Source organism: Pseudomonas sp. HOU2 (genome assembly GCF_040729435.1).
GTDB lineage: Bacteria > Pseudomonadota > Gammaproteobacteria > Pseudomonadales > Pseudomonadaceae > Aquipseudomonas.
Window position 1 is genome coordinate 1,011,802 of record NZ_CP160398.1, and the last position, 20,247, is coordinate 1,032,048.

The following is a 20,247-nucleotide window of genomic DNA, read 5'->3' on the forward strand; positions in this document are numbered from 1 at the left end:
GGATGTTCAGTCTTCCCCACCGCTCGCCGCGGGATTTGCCGTTCGTCATCGACCACACCGCGTTGCTGCTGGTGGACATGCAGCGTGCCTGGCTCGAACCGCAGTTCGACCCGCACCTGAACGGCCCGGATGCCGAGTATTTCCTGACCCGCGCGCACATGCAGGTGGTGCCCAACCAGCGCCGTTTGCTCAGTGCCTTTCGCGAAGCGCGGCAGAACGTGTTGCACACGATTATCGAAAGCCTGACCGCCGACGGTCGCGACCGCTCGCTGGATCACAAACTGTCGGACATGCACCTGCCCAAGGGCAGCACCCAGGCGCGGATCATTGATGACCTGACCCCGGTGGAAAACGAGATCGTCCTGCCGAAAACCTCGTCTGGGGTGTTCAACTCGACCAACATCGATTACGTGCTGCGCAACCTCGAAACCCGCCACCTGATCATCGCCGGCATCGTCACCGATCAGTGCGTCGACATGGCCGTGCGGGATGCCGCCGACCGCGGCTATCTGGTAACACTGGTCGAAGACGCCTGCGCCACCTACACCCCGGCGCGGCATGACGCCTGCCTGAACGCGATCAAGGGCTACTGCTGGATCACCGACACGCAAACCGTGCTCGGCCGCTTGCAGGAGATGCGTCCATGAGCGAGCGCCTGACGCCGTTGCCGATGACCACCATCGTCACCACCGACCTGATCGGCATCACCCGTGGCCGCTCGTTTCCCACCGATCAGCTGGAGCATTATCAAGCCGCCGGGTGCGGCTGGGTCCCGGCCAACAGCGCACTGACGCCTCAGGACATTATCGCCTCGACCAACCCGTGGGGCGCATACGGCGATTTGCGGTTGATTCCGGATTTGAGCAGCCGCGTGACGGTCGGTAATGGCCCGGACGCCGCGGCACCGGCGCTGGACTTCATCCATGGCGACATCCGCGAGACCGATGGCCAGCCGTGGAGCACCTGCCCGCGCACGCTGCTGCGCGATGAAATCGAGCGCTATCGCGACGACCTCGGCTTGCAGGTCAACGCGGCGTTCGAGCACGAATTCAACCTGCATGCCGGCTTCGCCGAACACCTGGCGTTTTCCCTTGAAGCCCAGCGTCAGGGTGCAGAGTTCGGCGGCTGGCTGCTCAGCGCCCTGCGCGCCGGCGGTGTCGAGCCGGAAATGTTCCTGCCCGAATACGGCAAGCACCAATACGAAATCACCTGCCGGCCGACCCTCGGCGTGGCGGCGGCGGATCGTGCGGTCAACGTGCGCGAGATCACCCGCGAAATCGCCCGGCAAATGGGCGTCGACGTCAGCTTCGCGCCAAAAACCAAGGCCGACGCGGCGTGCAACGGTGTGCACCTGCACGTCAGCCTGCTCGACCTGCAAGGTCTGCCGCTGCTTTACGACGCCGGCACCAGCAACGGTCTGTCGACCCTCGGCCAGCATTGGGCCGCAGGGATCCTGCATTACCTGCCGGCGCTGTGTGCGTTCACCGCGCCGACGCCGGTGTCGTACGAACGCCTGCAGCCGCACCACTGGAGCGCGTCGTACGCGTGTCTGGGGCAGCAGAACCGGGAAGCGGCGCTGCGCATCTGCCCGACCGTGAGCCTGGGCGGCAAATCGGTGGCGACGCAGTACAACCTGGAATTCCGCGCCATGGACGCCACCGCCTCGCCGCACCTGGCGATGGCCGCGCTGCTGATCGCCGGACGGCTGGGCATCGAACAGCGTCTGGCGCTGAACGCGATCACCGATGAAATTCCCGATTCACTCAACGACGAGCAACGCAAGGCTCGGGGCATCGTTGCCCTGCCCGCCTCGCTGGCCCAGGCGCTGGATTGCCTGCGTGACAGTGCAGCCTTCAATCAATGGCTGCCCAAGCCGTTGCTCGACACTTACCACGCCCTTAAAACCGAGGAACTGGCGCTGACGGAACAGCTCTCGCCCGCTGACCTGTGTGAGCACTATGCACGCCTGTACTGAATCCGCCGAGCTGGGGTTGTACACCCGCCCGGTCTACAACCTGAGCCGCGAAGATTCATCGCATCCGGTGATCCTGGTGTGCGAGCACGCCAGCCGCTACATCCCCGAGGCCCTGAACAATCTGGGCCTGGACGATGCAGCCGCGCGCGAACACATCGCCTGGGACATCGGCGCACTGCAACTGGCTGAAAAGCTCTCGGAGACACTCGGCGCGACACTGTTGAGCGCCAACTATTCACGGCTGCTGATCGACCTCAATCGGCCCCGGCATGCCCCCGACAGCATTCCGGCGCAGAGCGAGATTTATCAGGTGCCGGGTAACCGCGAGCTGGACGAAGCCACTCGCGAATACCGGCGCCAGACCCTGTTCAAACCGTTTCACGCCCGGCTGCAGACCCTGATCGACCAGCGCGTTGCGCAAGGCCAGGCAGTACGGGTAGTCGGGATTCACAGTTTTACCCCGGTGTATTACGGCCAGCCGCGCCCGCTGGAAGTCGGCGTGCTGTTCGGTCAGGCCGGCGCCTATGCGCAACGGCTGATCGACGGCCTCGGCCAGTACCCGCTGAAAGTCGCGGGCAACCAGCCCTACCGGGTTGATCCGCTTGGCGACATGACCGTGCCGGTGCACGGAGATGCCCGAGGACTGGAATCGGTGTTGATCGAGGTGCGCAACGATCTGCTGCGCACCCCGGAGGCGGTTTCGCTGTGGGCCGAGCGCCTGGCGCCACTGCTGTAACCAATCCGCTAGAGACTGCTGACGCTGTAAACGATGGACCGATATAACAACTAAAAACGCTGGATAGGCTGACAAGGAGTTGCGCTTCATGGAAATAGAAGAGTTCGGCTACAAACAGGAGTTGAAACGTAGCCTGACACTGACCGACCTGGTGGTGTACGGGATGATCTTCATGATCCCCATCGCCCCGTTTGGCGTGTATGGCTACGTGAATGCCGAGGCACCCGGGATGGTGCCGCTGGCCTACATCATCGGCATGGTGGCGATGCTGTTCACCGCGCTGAGCTATGGCAGCATGGCCAAGGCGTTTCCGATCGCAGGCTCGGTGTATTCCTACGCGCAACGCGGCCTCAATCAACACGTCGGTTTCATCGCCGGCTGGCTGATGCTGCTCGACTACCTGCTGATTCCACCGCTGCTGTACGTCTACGCGGCGATGGCGCTGAACCATCTGTACCCGGACATTCCGAAGGTCGGCTTCATTCTGGCGTTTCTGGTCAGCGCGACGTTCGTCAACCTGCGCGGGATCACCTTCACCGCGCGGATGAACATCATCTTCCTGCTGGCACAGCTGGTGGTACTGGGAATCTTCCTGTTCTACGCCTGGAACGCCCTGCACAACGGCGGCGGCAACGGCGAGCTGACCCTGGCGCCGCTGTATCACCCGGAAACGTTCAACTTCGCCCTGCTGATGCAAGCCGTGTCGATTGCCGTGCTGTCGTTCCTTGGCTTCGACGCGATCTCGACCCTCGCCGAAGAAATCAAGGGCGATCCGGGCAAAAGCGTCGGCCGCGCAGCGCTGATCACTCTGGTGGTGATGGGCGTGATTTTCGTCGTGCAGACCTGGATCGCCACCGATCTGGCCGCCGGCATGGGCTTCAAGTCCGCCGACACCGCGTTCTATGAAATCGCCGAAATCGCGGCCGGCAGCTGGCTGGCAACCCTGACCGGTGTGGCCACGGCGCTGGCCTGGGGCGTTGCGGTGGCGATCACCTCGCAAGCCGCGGTGTCGCGTCTGCTGTTCGGCATGGCCCGCGATGGCAAGTTGCCGAAAGTGCTGGCCAAGGTGCACCCGAAGCACAACACCCCGTACCTGAGCATTTATCTGGTGGCGGTGCTGTCGCTGGTGATCTGCTACCTGTTCATCAATTCGGTCGACACCCTGACCTCGCTGGTCAACTTCGGAGCCCTCAGCGGTTTCATGCTGCTGCACCTGACAGTGATCAACTACTACTGGCGTCGGCAGAAGTCCGGTCAGGTCGTGCGCCATCTGATCTGCCCGGTGATCGGCTTCATCATCGTCGCCGCCATCATGTACAACATGGGCGTCGATGCGCAGAAACTCGGCCTGATCTGGATCGCTTTGGGCCTGGTGTATCTGTTCTTCCTGAACAAGCTCGGCGCCAGCACCGCGCTGCCTGACCCGAGCAATGGCTGACAAGAAAAAGAGCGGCGTCTGACAACAAATCAGGCGACCGCCGCTTTAAAGCGTGGCAACCGACAGTGATAGTCAGGTTCGGTGGGGATCACCGGACCCTTTGATACAGGAGTGCATCCATGCTGGTCTTACGCCCAGTCGAGACAACCGACCTGCCGCAATTGCAACAGCTGGCCCGCGACAGCCTGGTCGGCGTCACGTCGCTGCCGGATGACAGCGAGCGCCTGCGGGATAAAATCGCCGGCTCCTGCGCCTCGTTCGACAGCGACATTCAGGCGCAAGGCCCGGAGAACTACTTCTTCGTGCTGGAAGACCTCGACACTCAGCGGCTGGTCGGCTGCTCGGAGATCCTCGCTACTGCCGGTTTCAACGAACCGTTCTACAGCCTGCGCAACCGCCACTTCACCAGTGCCTCGCGGGAGTTGAACATTGAACACGGGGTGCCGGCGCTGTCGTTGTGTCACGACCTCAACGACCACACCCTGCTGCGCGGTTTTCACATCGACAACGCGTTGGTGCGCAGCGCATTTTCCGAATTGCTGTCACGGGCGCGGCTGCTGTTCATCGCCGCTCATGCACAACGTTTCGCCGAGGCGGTGATCACCGAGATCGTCGGCTACAGCGATGAGAACGGTCACTCGCCGTTTTGGGATGCACTGGGCAAGCACTTCTTCGACCTGCCCTACGTCGAGGCCGAGCGCCTGTGCGGCCTGCAAAGCCGCACGTTTCTCGCCGAACTGATGCCGCAATACCCGATTTACGTACCGATGCTGCCTCCGGCAGCACAGGAATGCATCGGCCGGATTCACCCGGACGGCCAGGAAGCGTTTGACATCCTCGAACGCGAAGGCTTTGAAACCAACAGCTACATCGACCTGTTCGACGCCGGTCCGACCCTGTATGCGCGCACCGCGAACATCCGTTCGATCGCCCGCAGCCAGACCGTCACCGTCCGCCAGCAAGCGCAGATCGGCGCCCGTGGCCATTACCTGCTGAGCAACGACGCCCTGCATGGATTCCGGGCCATCGTCGCCGAACTGAACTACCAGCCCGATCAACCGCTGTCGCTGACGCCGGCACTGTGCGCGGCGCTGAAAGTTACCGATGGCAGCACGGTCAGGCTGACAGCCCTGTGAACCGCGCCCGGTTGCATACCCAACGACAGTGCCCGAACAGGCGCGTACAAGGAGTTACCGCATGATCGTCCGTCCGGTCAAAGTCAGCGACCTGCCAGCGCTGATGACCCTGGTGCAACAGGCCGGTCCGGGGTTTACGACCCTGCCGGCCAATGAGGATCGCCTCGCCCACCGGGTGCGCTGGGCTCAGCGCGCGTTCGCCGAACAGGTTGAACGGGCCGACGCCGATTATCTGTTCGTGCTCGAAGACGACGACCTGCGGGTGGTCGGTGTCAGCGCCCTGACCGGCGCAGTAGGCCTGCGCGAGCCGTGGTACAACTATCGGGTCGGTCTAACTGTGAGTTCGGCACCGGATCTCAACATTTCGCGGCAGATCCCCACACTGTTTCTCAACAATGAGCTGACCGGCCAGTCGGAGCTGTGTTCGCTGTTCCTGCATCCGCAACACCGCCAAGGCAGCAATGGTCGGCTCCTGTCGTTGGGGCGCCTGCTGTTCGTGGCCGAATTCCCGCAGTTGTTTGGCGAAAAGATGATTGCCGAACTGCGTGGCAGCGCCGATGAACTCGGCTGCTCGCCGTTCTGGGACAGCCTGGGCCGACACTTTTTCAAGATGGACTTCAGCCATGCGGACCACTTGTCGGGGCTGGGCAACAAGTCGTTCATCGCTGAGTTGATGCCGCGCCAGCCGTTGTACACCTGCATGCTCACCGAGCAGGCACAAGCCGTCATCGGCCAGCCGCACCCCAACACCGAACCGGCGCTGAAGATCCTGCGTGCAGAAGGCTTCACGCATAAGGGCTACATCGACATCTTCGACGGTGGCCCGGTGATCGAGGCGCCGATCGGCAGCATTCGTACCGTGCGCGACAGCCTGGCGCTGACCCTGAGCCTCGGCACCCCGGACGAACAGGCCCCGTTATGGCTGATCCATAACCGGCGCCTGGAGAACTGCCGCATCACCGTGGCCCCCGGTCGTCTGGTCGGCAATAGCCTGGTGGTCGATCGCCTCACCGCCAAGCGCTTGCAGTTGCAACCGGGCAATTCGGTACGCGCGGTGCTGCTGCCCAGGCAACAGCAACAGGCGGTAGCCGCCTGATCCGCGGTTTTGCCAGTGAAAATCCGCTGACTGCCGATGAAACCTTTCAGCCGCTGGATCCTTTATCAACGCCTCACTCGCAAATTCGTCATGAACCTTGACCCATTCGCGTGATAGCCTTTTCATTCTTCGGCGTTGACACCTTTGCTCAAGCCGTTCCATTCCTTTGTATTGGTGGAACTCGTATGACCAGGCTTTCCCATCAAGATTTGCGCCGTAACTTCCGTCAATTGCTGGCTTCCGACACCTGCTACCACACCGCCTCGGTGTTCGACCCGATGTCCGCGCGCATTGCCGCCGACCTGGGTTTTGAAGTGGGGATCCTCGGCGGCTCCGTGGCCTCATTGCAGGTGCTCGGCGCCCCCGACTTTGCCCTGATCACCCTCAGCGAGTTCGCCGAACAGGCCACCCGCATCGGCCGCGTCGCCCAACTGCCAGTGATCGCCGACGCCGACCACGGCTACGGCAACGCCCTCAACGTGATGCGCACCATCGTTGAACTGGAACGCGCCGGCGTCGCCGCCCTGACCATCGAAGACACCCTGCTGCCGGCGCAATTCGGCCGCAAATCCACAGACCTGATTTCGGTCGCTGAAGGCGTCGGCAAGATCCGCGCGGCGCTGGAAGCCCGGGTCGATTCGGAAATGGCAATCATCGCCCGCACCAACGCCGGGATCCTGCCGAATCAGGAAATCATCAGCCGCACCAAGCAATACCAGGCCGCTGGTGCCGATGGCATCTGCATGGTCGGGGTGCAGGACTTCGATCAGCTCGAGCAAATCGCCGAACACCTGACGGTGCCGCTGATGCTGGTCACCTATGGCAACCCGGCCCTGCGCGACGACAAGCGCCTGGCCGAACTCGGCGTACGCGTGACCATCGACGGCCACGGTGCGTACTTCGCCGCGATCAAGGCGACTTACGACAGCCTGCGCGAACAACGCCAGATCTTCACCCAGGCCTCGGACCTGAGCGCCACCGAACTGACGCACACCTATACCCAGCCTGAGGATTACATCCTCTGGGCCAAGGAATACATGAGCGTCAAGGAATAAGCTGCGGTCAGGACTGGCCTCTTCGCGAGCAAGCTCGCTCCCACAGTGGATCTTCAGTGAACACAGCATTGGTGTTCGGCACAGATCCCATGTAGGAGTGAGCCTGCTCGCGATGACGTCGGCACATTCAACACCCATTTAGCCTGCCCCCCGCCTTCGCGAGCAAGCTCGCTCCCACAGTGGATCTTCAGTGAACACAGCATTGGTGTTCGGCACAGATCCCATGTAGGAGTGAGCCTGCTCGCGATGACGTCGGCACATTCAACACCCATTTAGCCTGACCCCCCGCCTTCGCGAGCAAGCTCGCTCCCACAGTGGAACTTCAGTGAACACAGCATTGGTGTTCGGCACAGATCCCATGTAGGAGTGAGCCTGCTCGCGATGACGTCGGCACATTCAACACCCATTTAGCCTGCCCCCCCGCCTTCGCGAGCAAGCTCGCTCCCACAGTGGATCTTCAGTGAACACAGCATTGGTGTTCGGCACAGATCCATTGTGGGAGCGAGCTTGCTCGCGAAGGCGTCAGTTGCAGCACCGCCCCACCGCGGGAGTCAGCGCTTGGCCAGCTCCATGATCATCCGCGACAACAGATAAATCCGTGGCGTCACGCTCGCCACTTCGGCGTATTCCTCCGGCGTATGAATATTACCGCCGACTATCCCGAAGCCGTCCAGCGTCGGCGTGCCCACGCCGGCTGACAGGCTGGCATCCGCCGCACCACCGCTGCCCTCTTCGGTCAGCTTGCGGCCGATCTCGCCGTAAATCCCTTGCGCCATGGCCATCAAGCGATCCGACTCCGCCGTCTGCGGCATCGGCGGCAACCCGCGTTTGAGGCTGGTGGTGACTTCTGTTTCGGCGATCAGCTTGTCCTGCGACACTCGCGCCAGGTCTTTCTCGATCCGGTCGAACTCTTCCGGCACCGCTGCACGCACGTCAGCCTTGGCGGTGGCGTGATCCGGAATCACGTTGGTGCGATCACCGGCCTGGAGCACGGTGAAGTTGATCGTGGTTTTCTTCGCTTCGTCGCCGAGTTTGCCCAGTTGCAGAATCTGGTGCGCCGCTTCCATCGCCGCGTTCCGCCCCAGTTCCGGCGCGACCCCGGCATGCGCCGCCTTGCCCTTGACCTCGACCAGCGCCGTCGCGCTGCCCTTGCGCCACACCACCAAGCCATCGGCCGGACGCCCCGGTTCGAGGTTGAGGGTCACGTCGTGGGCCTTGGCGGTTTTCTTGATCAGGTCGGTGGCGACGTCCGAGCCGGTTTCTTCGCTGGCGTCGAGCAGGAAGGTGATTTGTGCGTAGTCCTTGAAGTCGAGGTTCTTCAGAATCTTCAGCGCGTAGATCCCGGCGACGATGCCGCCCTTGTCGTCCATCACCCCCGGCCCGTAGGCGCGACCGTCCTTGATGCGGAACGGGCGCTCGGCGGCGGAGCCCTCTTTGAACACCGTGTCCATGTGCGCCATCAAGAGGATTTTCGCCTTGCCGGTGCCTTTGAAGGTCGCCAACACGTGGTTGGATTTTTCCGGGGTGTTGGGCACCCGTTCGATGGTCGCGCCGAGCTTTTTCAGCTCCTCGATGGCGATCTCGCTGACTTGTTTCAGGCCCGGTTCATAACCGGAACCGGAGTCGATGTTGACCAGCCGTTCCAGCAGTTTCAGGGCTTCGGGTTGATACTGTTCGGCGTCGGCCAGCACTTGCTTGTGCGGTTCGGCGAAGGCGCCGGCGGAACTTAGGGCGAGGGACAGGCCGAGACTGGCGGCCAGCAGCGAGCGGGAAAATGAGAACGTCATGAATCGATCCTTGTTTCGCGTCGGGGGGGATTGAACCGTACCTGACATCGACGCAAGGCTCTATACCGGATGCGACATCTCTGCGGCCGACAACGAACACCTGTAGGAGGAAATTGTGCTGGGCAGTCAGACCGAATCGAGCAGTTCCTGCTTCGGCAGATCATCACTGTTGCAGATCACCCGATTGCGCCCGCTCGCCTTGGCCTCATACAGCGCCTGATCCGCATCATTGAGCCAACGGGTCGCATCGCCGTGCGCCGGTTCGTAAGCCGCCAGACCAATGCTCAGACTGACCTTGAGCGCCGGGTTCTGCTCGTAACCCAGGGTGGCGAAACGCTCGCGCAAGGCCTCCATCGCCTGCGCGGCATTGAACAGCGGCAGGTCGGGCAGGATCACGCAAAACTCGTCGCCGCCATAGCGCCCGGCGACGTCCGCAGCGCGCAGGTTCTGCTTGAGCATTTTGCTCAACTGGCGCAGCACGATGTCACCCGCCACATGCCCGTAGGTATCGTTGATCGCCTTGAAGTGGTCGATGTCGATCAACGCGATCGCTGCGCCCTGCTTCTGCCGGCGGCAACGTTGAAAGGCGATTTCTAGTTGATCCTTCCACGCGCCGTGGTTGAGCAGCCCGGTAAGGCTATCGGTGCGGCTCAGCGCCAGCAGTTCACGCTTGTGCAGACCCAGCGTGTAGGCCTGGCGAAAGCAGATCCAGCCCAGCGCCAGCGGGTACAGCATCAGCAACGGCAGACACGCATACAGCTGCAGAGGCGAAGTTTGCGGGATGAACGCCGGGGCGAAAACCACCAGGCCGACGCCGATACCGAGGATCTGCGCCGCCAGGCCTGCGGCGAGAAAACGCAAACCGCCGATGGCGACATTATTCATCGCCATCATCGAAACGGTGGTGGCACTGGGCAGTGGATTGAAGTGCATGGCGGCGACCCAGAAGCCGCCCATAAAGGCGTCAACCAACAGATTGCGGTGTTCCGCATGGTAAGGAACGCTGGCACGACGAGCCCATTGAAACGCCAGGTGCGGCCAGAGCAGGCCGTTGAACAGCATCAGCGCCCAGACCCACAGCGGCGGATCGAGCGGGTACATCGCCGCGCTCACGCACAACAGCCCCAGCACCAGTCCTAGGGTTCGCGATGTATAAAGCCTCCTGGCCAGTGAAAGTCCCTTTCCCCCCTTTTTTCGCATAAGGGCCTCGACCACTCGACGGAACCTGCGCACACCCTCAGACGGATGTGCTGGAAGTCTAACAGGCAGCCGTTAAATAACCATCACCGGCCAGCCCCGCGCCTTCACTCACTTAACTGTGGGAGCGAGCTTGCTCGCGAAGGCGGCAGTTCAGTAGACATCCCCGTATCTGACACTCCGCATCCATCAAAACACCACCCGGAGCAAACCCGCTCCCACCCGGCAAATATTTAGCTATACCTGAAAGGATGAAAACGGAAAAACAACTATAAGAAGGAGGCCCATGCACACCTACCGAGTGTTGATCATCGGCAGCGGATTTGGCGGCCAATGTGCGGCGGTCAACTTGCTCAAGGCCGGGATCGACGATTTTCGCTTGCTGGAAAGAAGGGACTTTTTCGGCGGCACCTGGTGCCAGAACACCTACCCCGGTGCGGCGGTGGATGTGCCGTCGCCGCTCTACTCGTTGTCGTTTGCGCCATTTCCCTGGACACAGATGTTCGCCGCCCAGGCCGAACTGCATCGCTACACCGAATACGTCATCGAGCGCTTCAGCCTGCGCGAGCGGGTGGCGCTGCAAACCAACGTCGAACGCATCGAATGGGACGACACCGAAAAGCGCTGGGCGGTGCACACCAGCAAAGGGATTTTCTACGCGCAGTTCGTGATCAACGCCTCCGGACCGTTGAGCCAACCGGTGATCCCGCCCTTCCCCGGCCTGGATCGCTTTGAAGGCAAGACTTTTCATACCAACAATTGGGATCACAGCTACGACTATCGCGGTAAACGCGTGGCCATCGTCGGCAGCGGCGCCAGTGCCGCCCAAGTGATTCCGGCGATTGCCGCCGAGGTCGAGCAATTGCACGTGTTCCAGCGCACGCCACATTGGGTGCTGCCGCGTGCCGATCGCACGTTCGGGCCTTTCCAGCGCTGGCTGCTGGGTGTCAAACCGGCGTACAAGCTGCTGCGCTGGCTGCTCTACTGGCAATTCGAAACCCGGGTGATCGCCTTCAAATATTCGAAACCGGCAATTCACCTGGTTCAGCGTCAGGCCCTGCGTTTTCTCAAGCAACAAGTGCCGGACCCGGTTCTGCGCGCAAAACTCACCCCGGACTTCACCATCGGCTGCAAGCGCATCCTGCTGTCCAGCACCTATTACCCGGCGCTGACCCGGCCCAATGTCACGCTGCACAGCCGCGAACAAGGCATCGCCGAAATCGATAAAAACGGGATCACCACCACGGACGGCCAGCAAATCGACGTCGATTTGATTGTCTGGTCTACCGGCTATGACGCCACCGACGGCGTGGTCTCCTACCCAGTGACCGGCAAGCACGGCGTGCAACTCAAGGACGTCTGGGCGCAGTACCCGCGCGCTTATCTGGGCACCAGCCTGCCGGACTTTCCCAACCTGTTTATCGTCACCGGCCCGAACACCGGCATCGGCCATACCTCGGCGCTGTTCATCATCGAAGCGCAGATGAACTACATCCTCGACTGCATCCACACCCTGCAGTCAAAAGGCCTGCGCAGCATCGAAGTGCGCCCCGAAGCGGAACGTACCTACACTGCAATGATCCACCGTGAGATGGAACGCACGGTGTGGAAGTCCGGCGGCTGTCACAGTTGGTATCAGAGCAAGAGCGGTCATGTGATCGCGATATTTCCGGGCTTCAGTTTCAGCTACTACCGGTTGACCCGGGCGCTGAAACCGGCTGACCACATTCTGTCCTGAATACGTAAAAGGAAGACGTCGATGCTTGTGCTGTTTGTCGCTCTCGCGGTTTTTGTGGCCTGGAGCTGGTTGAGTTACCCGGCGGTCGGGCATTGGTTGTATGACCTGAGCACGGCGCTTGAGGCCAAGTTGTACAAGTTGCACAAAATCGAGGTGCCGATTGCCGAAATGACCGTCTCGACCTGGCAAGGAGGCCCTTATGAGGCGGCCAGCGCGATTCTGATGCTGCACGGCTTCAGCGCCGAAAAAAACCTGTGGCTGCGCTTCGCCAGGCACTTTGTCCGCCAGTACCGGGTGATCATTCCGGACATCGCCGGTCATGGGGAAACAGGGTTCAAGGCCGGGGGCGGCTACGACATTGCGCTGCAGGCCAAGCGCATGATCCAGCTGCTGGACGTGTGCGGCGTGGAGAAAGTCCACGTGATCGGCAACTCCATGGGTGGCTACATCGCGGCATGGCTGGCCGCGACTTATCCGGAGCGGATTGCCTCGGTGGCGCTGATCGACCCGGCCGGCGTCACTGCACCGCAGGCCAGCGACATGGAGCGCCACCTCGCCCGTGGGCATAACCCGTTCCTGATCAATTCCCGGGAAGAATTCCGCCAGTTCTATGCGATGACCATGGCCTCGCCACCGTGGGTGCCCGGACTGGTGCTGGACGCCATCGCCCAGCGATACGAACGCCAGCGCGATGAACTGGAAGAGATCTTCCGTGACTTCCGCGCCAGCCCGCCGATGGAGCCGAAACTGGCCGATATCAAATGCCCCGCGCTGCTGCTGTGGGGGCGCAAGGACCGCTTGATCGACGTCAGCAGCGTGCCGGTGTGGAGCAAGGGCATCGCCAATTTGCGGGTCGAAGTGTGGGATGGCGTCGGGCACATGCCAATGGTCGAACAACCGGGGAATACCGCGCGGTTGTATCGGGAGTTTCTGGGCAATCAGCGATGAAACCCACAGCAGTCATTGTGGCGAGGGAGCTTGCTCCCGCTGGGGCGCGAAGCGGCCCTGATCCTGCGAATGCGACTAGCCTGTCTCGACACGGCATCGATCTCAGGTCTGCTGCGCAGCCCAGCGGGAGCAAGCTCCCTCGCCACAAAAAGCTCTCTTGGCGGTATAGGTTCGGAAGGTCGAAATGAACATTCTCTACGACGAACGCCTCGACGGTCCGCTACCGGAAGTGAACAAGGCCGAGTTGCTGAAAACCCTGCAGCGCGCCCTCCCGGATCTCGACCTGCTCTGGCGCGAAGACGAACTCAAGCCGTACGAATGCGACGGTCTGTCGGCCTATCGCACCACGCCGATGCTGGTGGCCCTGCCCCGGCGACTCGATCAGGTGCAAACCCTGCTCAAACTCTGCCACCAACACAACGTGCCGGTGGTGGCCCGGGGTGCCGGCACCGGGTTGTCGGGGGGTGCGCTGCCGCTGGAAAAAGGCCTGCTGCTGGTGATGGCGCGCTTCAACAACATCCTGCACATCGACCCGGCAGCCCGTACCGCGCGGGTTCAGCCCGGGGTGCGCAATCTGGCGATTTCCCAGGCGGCCGCGCCGTTCGGCCTGTATTACGCGCCGGATCCGTCGTCGCAGATTGCCTGCTCGATCGGCGGCAACGTCGCGGAAAACGCCGGTGGCGTGCATTGCCTCAAGTACGGCCTGACCGTGCATAACCTGCTGAAAATCGAAGTGCTGACCATCGAAGGCGAGCGCCTGACACTGGGCAGCGACGCCCTCGACGCGCCGGGTTTCGATCTGCTGGCGTTGTTCACCGGCTCCGAAGGTTTGCTGGGGATCATCACCGAAGTCACGGTCAAACTGTTGCCAAAACCGCAAGTCGCCAAGGTCTTGCTGGCCAGTTTCGACTCGGTGGAAAAGGCTGGCCGCGCCGTGGCCGACATCATTGCCGCGGGGATCATTCCCGGCGGCCTGGAGATGATGGACAACCTCGCCATCCGCGCCGCCGAAGACTTCATCCACGCCGGTTACCCGGTCGATGCCGAGGCAATCCTGTTGTGCGAACTCGATGGGGTCGAAGCCGATGTCCACGAGGATTGCCTGCGGGTCCGCGAGGTCATGACCCGGGCCGGTGCCAGCGAAGTGCGTCAGGCCCGCGATGAGGCCGAGCGCGTGCGCTTCTGGGCCGGGCGCAAAAACGCCTTTCCGGCGATCGGCCGCTTGTCGCCGGACTACTACTGCATGGACGGCACCATCCCGCGCCGCGAATTGCCCGGCGTGTTGCAAGGCATCGCCCGCCTCGGCGCCGAATACGGCTTGCGCGTGGCCAACGTGTTTCACGCGGGCGACGGCAATATGCACCCGTTGATCCTGTTCGACGCCAACCAACCGGGCGAACTGCAGCGCGCCGAAGCGTTGGGCGGGAAGATTCTGGAATTGTGCGTGCAGGTTGGCGGCAGCATCACTGGTGAACACGGCGTTGGCCGCGAGAAAATCAATCAGATGTGCGCGCAGTTCACCAGCGCTGAGCTGACCCTGTTCCACGCAATAAAAGCCGCATTCGACCCGCAAGGCCTGCTCAACCCCGGCAAGAACATCCCGACCCTGCACCGCTGCGCCGAATTCGGCGCGATGCACATTCATGCCGGGCAACTGCCATTCCCCGAACTGGAGCGTTTCTGATGGCTGACGTCGACGCCAGCGGCGCGCTGCTCGAGCAGGTCAACCAGGCCCGAGCCAACGCCACACCGCTGAAAATCCAGGGCGGTAACAGCAAGGCGTTTCTCGGCCGCGAGGTGGCCGGTGAAGTGCTCGACGTCCGCGCGCATCGCGGGATCGTGCGCTATGAACCGACCGAGCTGGTGGTCAGCGTGCGCGCCGGCACGCCGTTGCGCGAGCTGCTCGCGGCGCTCGACGCGGCCGGGCAGATGCTGCCCTGCGAGCCGCCAGCCTTCGGCGACAGCGCCACGGTGGGCGGGATGATCGCCAGCGGACTGTCCGGGCCACGGCGGCCATGGTCAGGTTCGGTGCGCGATTTTGTCCTCGGCACCCGGGTCATCACCGGCCTCGGCGAGCACTTGCGCTTCGGTGGCGAAGTGATGAAAAACGTCGCCGGCTACGACCTGTCGCGCCTGTTGACCGGCAGTTTCGGTTGCCTCGGCGTGCTGACCGAAGTTTCGCTGAAAGTCCTGCCGAAACCGCGTCAATGCCTGAGCATCCGCCTCGATATCGATTGCGCGCGGGCGCTGACCAGACTGGCCGAATGGGGCCAGCAACCGTTGCCGATCAGCGGCGCCTGTCATGACGGGCAAAGCCTGTATCTGCGCCTTGAGGGCGGCGAAGGCTCGGTCACTGCCGCGCATCAACGGCTCGGCGGCGAGCCGCTGGATTCGACGTTCTGGCGCGACCTGAACGAGCAACGCCTGAGCTTTTTCGACGAAGGCCTGCCGCTGTGGCGCCTGTCGCTGCCGAACAATCTCGGACCGCAGGACTTGCCCGGCCAGCAGTTGATCGACTGGGCCGGTGCGCAACGCTGGCTGAAGTCCGATCACGAGCACATCCAGATTCTTGCTCAGGAACTCGGCGGGCACGCCACCTGCTTTACCCATGGCGCCAGCGACACGCCGTTCCAGCCGCTAGCCCCGACGCTCATGCGTTATCACCGGCAACTCAAGGCGCAACTCGACCCGCAAGGGCTGTTCAACCCCGGCCGGATGTACGCGGAGTTCTAGCCATGCAAACCACCCTCAGCGAAGAGTCCCGACAACTGCCGCGTGCCGCCGAGGCGGAAAAAATCCTCCGCACCTGCGTGCATTGCGGGTTCTGCAACGCCACCTGCCCAACGTATCAATTGCTCGGCGATGAACTCGACGGGCCGCGCGGACGCATCTATCTGATCAAGCAAGTGCTCGAAGGCGCACCCGCTACCGAGCAGACACAACTGCATCTGGATCGCTGCCTGTCCTGCCGCAACTGCGAAACCACCTGCCCGTCTGGGGTCGATTATCACAACCTGCTGGATATCGGCCGGGCGGTGGTCGATCAGGCGGTGCCACGCCCCGCTGCCCAGCGTTTGTTGCGCGAGGGCTTGCGCGCACTGGCGCCGAATCCCGGAGTGTTCAAGGGTCTGCTGCGGGTCGGCACGACATTCCGCCCGTTGCTGCCGCGCCTGTTCGAAAGCAAGTTGCCGCAGCGCTCGCCAGCGTCTGTCACACGCCCAGCACCGCGCCATGCACGGCGGGTGTTGCTGCTCGAAGGCTGCGTGCAACCGGGCCTGTCGCCGAACACCAACGATGCGACGGCGCGGGTGCTTGATCGGTTGGGAATCAGCGTCACCCCGGTGGCCGAGGCCGGTTGCTGTGGCGCGCTGGACTATCACCTCGACGCCCAGGCCAAGGGCCTCGACCGCGCGCGGCAGAACATCGACGCGTGGTGGCCGCACCTGGAAAACGGCGCGGAAGCCATCGTGCAGACAGCCAGCGGTTGCGGCGCGTTCATCAAGGATTACGGGCATCTGCTGGCACAGGATCCGCGCTACGCCGACAAGGCGCGGCAGATCAGCGAACGGACGCTGGATCTGGTGCAAATACTCGCGCAGGAACCCTTGGAGAAAGTATGCGCCGCCAGTCAACGGCGGATCGCCGTACATTGCCCCTGCACCTTGCAACACGCGCTGAAACTCGGCGGCGCGGTGGAAGCGCTGTTGGTCCGGCTGGGTTTCAACCTCACGGCGGTGCCGGACGGGCATTTGTGCTGTGGTTCGGCCGGCACCTATTCGCTGACCCAACCGACCCTCGCCCGGCAACTGCGCGACAACCGCCTCAACGCCTTGGAAAGCGATCGCCCGGACTTGATCGTCACCTCCAACATCGGCTGCCAGAATCATCTGGCCGGCGCCGGACGCACGCAGGTTGTGCACTGGATCGAACTGGTGGATCAGTCGTTGGCAGAATGAAGTTCGTAGGATTCTTCGTTTGCCGCCGTCGGCGAAGGCTGCGATCTTTTCCTCCATCCAAACCGTGACCGTGGCAGGAATTTTTTTCATGACCGTGCAGCCTTTCGTCAGCCCCGACCTGATCCGCCAACGCTTCTCCAAAGCGATGTCCGACATGTACCGCGAAGAAGTGCCGTTGTACGGCGCGCTGATGGAACTGGTGGAACAGACCAACCGCGAAGTGCTGGCGGCTCAGCCGGACATCGCACGGCAGCTCGACAGCACCGGTGAAATCGAACGGCTGGACATGGAGCGCCACGGCGCTATCCGCGTCGGTACAGCCAAGGAGCTGGCGACCCTCGCCCGTTTGTTCGCGGTGATGGGCATGCAACCGGTGGGTTATTACGACCTGACCCCGGCGGGTGTGCCGGTGCACTCCACGGCGTTTCGCGCGGTGCATGAAGCGGCGCTGCAGGTCAGTCCGTTTCGAGTGTTCACTTCGTTGCTGCGTCTGGAACTGATCGAAGATCCCGAGCTGCGCACGTTTGCCGAATCGGTGCTGAATCAGCGTTCGATCTTTACCCCTGCGGCATTGCGCCTGATCGAGCGGGCTGAGTCAGAGGGTGGGCTGAATGAGCCTGAAGCGGAGGAATTTGTCCTGCAGGCCCTGGAGACCTTTCGCTGGCATCACAGTGCAACCGTCACCGCCGCGCAGTACCAGACCCTCAGCGCTCAGCACCGTCTGATCGCCGATGTGGTGGCGTTCAAAGGCCCGCACATCAATCACCTGACCCCGCGCACGCTGGACATCGACACCGTTCAGGCGCAAATGCCGGTGCACGGCATCACCCCGAAAGCGGTGATCGAAGGTCCGCCGCGTCGGCAATGTCCGATCCTGCTGCGCCAGACCAGTTTCAAGGCGCTCGACGAGCCGATTACCTTCACTGACCAGATTGGCACTCAAGGCAGCCACAGCGCGCGCTTCGGCGAGATCGAGCAGCGTGGTGCAGCGCTGACGCCCAAGGGTCGGGCGCTGTATGACCGCCTGCTGAATGCCGCCCGCGATGAACTGGGCGATTTCCCTAACGAAGGCAACGCCGCACGCTACAACGCGCTGATGGCTCAGCACTTTGGCGAATTTCCTGACAGCGTCGAGGGCATGCGCGCACAGGAGCTGGCGTACTTTCGGTATTTCCCTACGGAAAAGGGCCTGGCAGAGGGCAGCCTCACGTCGACGTCGCTGGAGGATTTGCTCCGCGAGGGCCATGTGAAAGCTGAACCGTTGGTGTACGAAGATTTCCTGCCGGTAAGTGCGGCGGGGATTTTTCAGTCGAACCTTGGGGATGCCGCGCAGACGCACTATGGCGAACACTCGAACCGCCAGGCGTTTGAACAGGCGCTGGGGCGTGCGACCATTAATGAATTGGGGTTGTATGCCGAGACGCAGCGGCGTTCAATTGAGGAGTGTGCCCAGGTTTTGGACCTGAAACTGTTCTGACTGTGGCGAGGGAGCTTGCTCCCGCTGGGCTGCGAAGCGGCCCTCGTTTTGGGAGCGCTGCGCACTCCAGCGGGAGCAAGCTCCCTCGCCACAGAATCAAATGTTGCCTCTAGCGCAATCGTGACAACAACGCGAACGCCGTCTCCTCCGACGACGCCGGATTCTGCCCCGTCAGCAACAATCCATCTTCACGGGTGTAGCTCGACCAATCTGCGCCCTTGGAGAAAATCCCGCCCTTGGCCTTGAGTTCATCCTCCACCAGAAACGGCACCACGTTGGTCAGCCCTACTGCCTCCTCTTCACTATTGGTAAAGCCTGTCACCTGCTTCCCCTTGACCAACGGCTGACCGTCAGCGCCTTTGGCATGGCGCAGCACGCCGGGCGCATGGCACACCGCTGCGACTGGCTTGCCACCGTTGTAAAACGCTTCGATCAAGGCGATGGAATGGCGGTCTTCAGCCAGGTCCCACAGCGGGCCGTGGCCGCCGGGATAAAATACGGCATCGAAATCCGCAGCCTTCACCGTCTCCAGTTTGACCGTGGAGGACAGTGCCGACTGGGCGGCGGAGTCCTTGCGGAAGCGATCGGTGGCGGCAGTCTGTGCGTCCGGCTCGTCACTCTTCGGATCCAGCGGTGGCTGACCGCCCTTGGGCGAGGCCAGCGTCAGTTGCGCGCCTGCGTCCTTGAACACGTAATACGGCGCGGCGAATTCTTCCAGCCAGAAGCCGGTTTTCTTGCCGGTGTCACCCAATTGATCGTGGGACGTTAAAACCATCAGGATTTTCATGTCGTTCTCACTCGATGGGGGGAATGTGCAGACGCCGTCGGCGCGCTCGTGAGTGATTGACCGTCGTGCAGGACGAATCGTTTCAAGCGCTCGACGCTGGCCCTTGGCCTTACTGCGCAACTTCTTGCGCACTTGTTCGGTGAAAAAAGCGACTCATCGCGCTACAGGCCTTGACTGGCGTGGCTTACAGCCAAGTGCGCAACTTCTTGCGCAGTACTGCGCAAGAAGTTGCGCACTTTCCCTCTCGATTCAGCAAAAAAAATCGGCCAAACCGCAGACTAGAGCCACTTCACCCCCGGCTGTCGGGACCTTCGACAAACCTGGCACGCTCCTTGATAACAGTCAGGCACCCACCGGGCGATTTCGCCCCGGGCACCCTAAATTTATCCGCAAGGAGAGCACCCCATGGCAACACCAGCGTACATGTCGGTTACCGGCGAAAAACAAGGCCTGATCACTGCCGGCGCCTTCACCGCCGACTCCGTTGGCAACACCTACCAGGAAGGCCACGAAGACCAGGTCATGGTTCAGGCTTTCAGCCACGACGTGATCATCCCGCGTGATCCACAATCCGGTCAGCCAACCGGTCAGCGCGTTCACAAGCCAGTGATCATCACCAAGGTCTACGACAAGGCTTCGCCTCTGCTGCAAGCCGCTCTGACCTCCGGCGAGCGCATGAGCGAAATCGTTATCCAGTGGTACCGTACTTCTGCTCAAGGTACTCAAGAGCACTACTACACCACCAAACTGGAAGACGCGATCATCGTCGCCATCAACAACAAAATGCACAACTGCCAGGATCCAGGCAACTCGCACTTCACCCACCTGGAAGAAGTGCAGTTCACCTACCGCAAAATCACCTGGACCCACGAAGTATCCGGTACTTCGGGTTCCGATGACTGGCGTGCTCCAGTCGTTTAA

The 20,247-nt window shown here is 62.1% G+C and carries 17 protein-coding genes; 14 read left to right on the forward strand and 3 right to left on the reverse strand.

Annotated features, from left to right (window positions below):
• Positions 1 to 2 precede the first annotated feature (2 nt).
• The 7 genes from ABV589_RS04405 to ABV589_RS04435 all read left to right on the forward strand — a co-directional run bounded on the left by ABV589_RS04405 (position 3) and on the right by ABV589_RS04435 (position 7,436).
• Positions 3 to 647 carry an isochorismatase family cysteine hydrolase gene (locus ABV589_RS04405; RefSeq protein ID WP_367085055.1) on the forward strand — a complete coding sequence of 215 codons (645 nt, stop codon included), beginning with the start codon at positions 3 to 5 and terminating at the stop codon, positions 645 to 647.
• Positions 644 to 1,975, forward strand: coding sequence for a glutamine synthetase (locus tag ABV589_RS04410; protein WP_367085056.1), 1,332 nt, complete (start codon positions 644 to 646; stop codon positions 1,973 to 1,975). Before ABV589_RS04405 ends, ABV589_RS04410 begins: the two co-directional genes overlap by 4 nt.
• The gene (locus ABV589_RS04415) at positions 1,959 to 2,711 is read left to right on the forward strand and encodes an N-formylglutamate amidohydrolase (RefSeq protein WP_367085057.1); all 753 of its coding nucleotides are present in this window, start codon (positions 1,959 to 1,961) and stop codon (positions 2,709 to 2,711) included. Before ABV589_RS04410 ends, ABV589_RS04415 begins: the two co-directional genes overlap by 17 nt.
• 88 nt (positions 2,712 to 2,799) lie before the next feature.
• Positions 2,800 to 4,149 carry an APC family permease gene (locus ABV589_RS04420; RefSeq protein WP_367085058.1) on the forward strand — a complete coding sequence of 450 codons (1,350 nt, stop codon included), beginning with the start codon at positions 2,800 to 2,802 and terminating at the stop codon, positions 4,147 to 4,149.
• A 119-nt stretch (positions 4,150 to 4,268) separates the two neighbouring features.
• A complete protein-coding gene (locus ABV589_RS04425; RefSeq protein WP_367085059.1) occupies positions 4,269 to 5,285 on the forward strand; it encodes an arginine N-succinyltransferase in 1,017 nt (338 codons plus the stop codon).
• A 61-nt stretch (positions 5,286 to 5,346) separates the two neighbouring features.
• A complete protein-coding gene (gene astA, locus ABV589_RS04430; protein WP_367085060.1) occupies positions 5,347 to 6,381 on the forward strand; it encodes an arginine N-succinyltransferase in 1,035 nt (344 codons plus the stop codon).
• Between the two features lie 185 nt (positions 6,382 to 6,566).
• A complete protein-coding gene (locus ABV589_RS04435; protein WP_007968750.1) occupies positions 6,567 to 7,436 on the forward strand; it encodes an oxaloacetate decarboxylase in 870 nt (289 codons plus the stop codon).
• 551 nt (positions 7,437 to 7,987) lie between these two features.
• Here ABV589_RS04435 and ABV589_RS04440 read toward each other — a convergent pair.
• Positions 7,988 to 9,223 (reverse strand): M20/M25/M40 family metallo-hydrolase, encoded by a 1,236-nt coding sequence (locus ABV589_RS04440; RefSeq protein ID WP_367085061.1) that lies wholly within the window; start codon positions 9,221 to 9,223, stop codon positions 7,988 to 7,990.
• Positions 9,224 to 9,349: 126 nt separating this feature from the next.
• Positions 9,350 to 10,423: a diguanylate cyclase gene (locus tag ABV589_RS04445; RefSeq protein WP_367085062.1), complete on the reverse strand. Its 1,074-nt coding sequence runs from the start codon at positions 10,421 to 10,423 to the stop codon at positions 9,350 to 9,352.
• Positions 10,424 to 10,706: 283 nt separating this feature from the next.
• Here ABV589_RS04445 and ABV589_RS04450 point away from each other — a divergent pair, with 283 nt between their 5' ends.
• The 6 genes from ABV589_RS04450 (at position 10,707) to ABV589_RS04475 (ending at position 18,539) form a co-directional block, all read left to right on the forward strand.
• Positions 10,707 to 12,158, forward strand: a complete 1,452-nt coding sequence (locus ABV589_RS04450; RefSeq protein ID WP_367085063.1) for an NAD(P)/FAD-dependent oxidoreductase — start codon at positions 10,707 to 10,709, stop codon at positions 12,156 to 12,158.
• A gap of 21 nt (positions 12,159 to 12,179) precedes the next feature.
• Positions 12,180 to 13,106, forward strand: coding sequence for an alpha/beta fold hydrolase (locus tag ABV589_RS04455; protein WP_367085064.1), 927 nt, complete (start codon positions 12,180 to 12,182; stop codon positions 13,104 to 13,106).
• 184 nt (positions 13,107 to 13,290) lie between these two features.
• Positions 13,291 to 14,790: a glycolate oxidase subunit GlcD gene (glcD, locus tag ABV589_RS04460; protein WP_367085065.1), complete on the forward strand. Its 1,500-nt coding sequence runs from the start codon at positions 13,291 to 13,293 to the stop codon at positions 14,788 to 14,790.
• Complete coding sequence (glcE, locus tag ABV589_RS04465) at positions 14,790 to 15,839, forward strand: glycolate oxidase subunit GlcE (protein WP_367085066.1); 1,050 nt, start codon at positions 14,790 to 14,792, stop codon at positions 15,837 to 15,839. Before glcD ends, glcE begins: the two co-directional genes overlap by 1 nt.
• Positions 15,840 to 15,841: 2 nt before the next feature.
• Positions 15,842 to 17,062: a glycolate oxidase subunit GlcF gene (gene glcF / locus ABV589_RS04470; RefSeq protein ID WP_367085067.1), complete on the forward strand. Its 1,221-nt coding sequence runs from the start codon at positions 15,842 to 15,844 to the stop codon at positions 17,060 to 17,062.
• A gap of 88 nt (positions 17,063 to 17,150) precedes the next feature.
• Positions 17,151 to 18,539, forward strand: coding sequence for a VOC family protein (locus ABV589_RS04475; protein WP_367085068.1), 1,389 nt, complete (start codon positions 17,151 to 17,153; stop codon positions 18,537 to 18,539).
• A 109-nt stretch (positions 18,540 to 18,648) separates the two neighbouring features.
• Here ABV589_RS04475 and ABV589_RS04480 read toward each other — a convergent pair whose 3' ends face one another.
• Entirely contained in the window at positions 18,649 to 19,326 is a 678-nt protein-coding gene (locus tag ABV589_RS04480; RefSeq protein WP_367085069.1) for a type 1 glutamine amidotransferase domain-containing protein, read from the reverse strand.
• Positions 19,327 to 19,731: 405 nt separating this feature from the next.
• On the opposite strand from ABV589_RS04480, the gene ABV589_RS04485 reads away from it, so the two are divergent.
• The gene (locus tag ABV589_RS04485) at positions 19,732 to 20,247 is read left to right on the forward strand and encodes an Hcp family type VI secretion system effector (RefSeq protein ID WP_003226246.1); all 516 of its coding nucleotides are present in this window, start codon (positions 19,732 to 19,734) and stop codon (positions 20,245 to 20,247) included.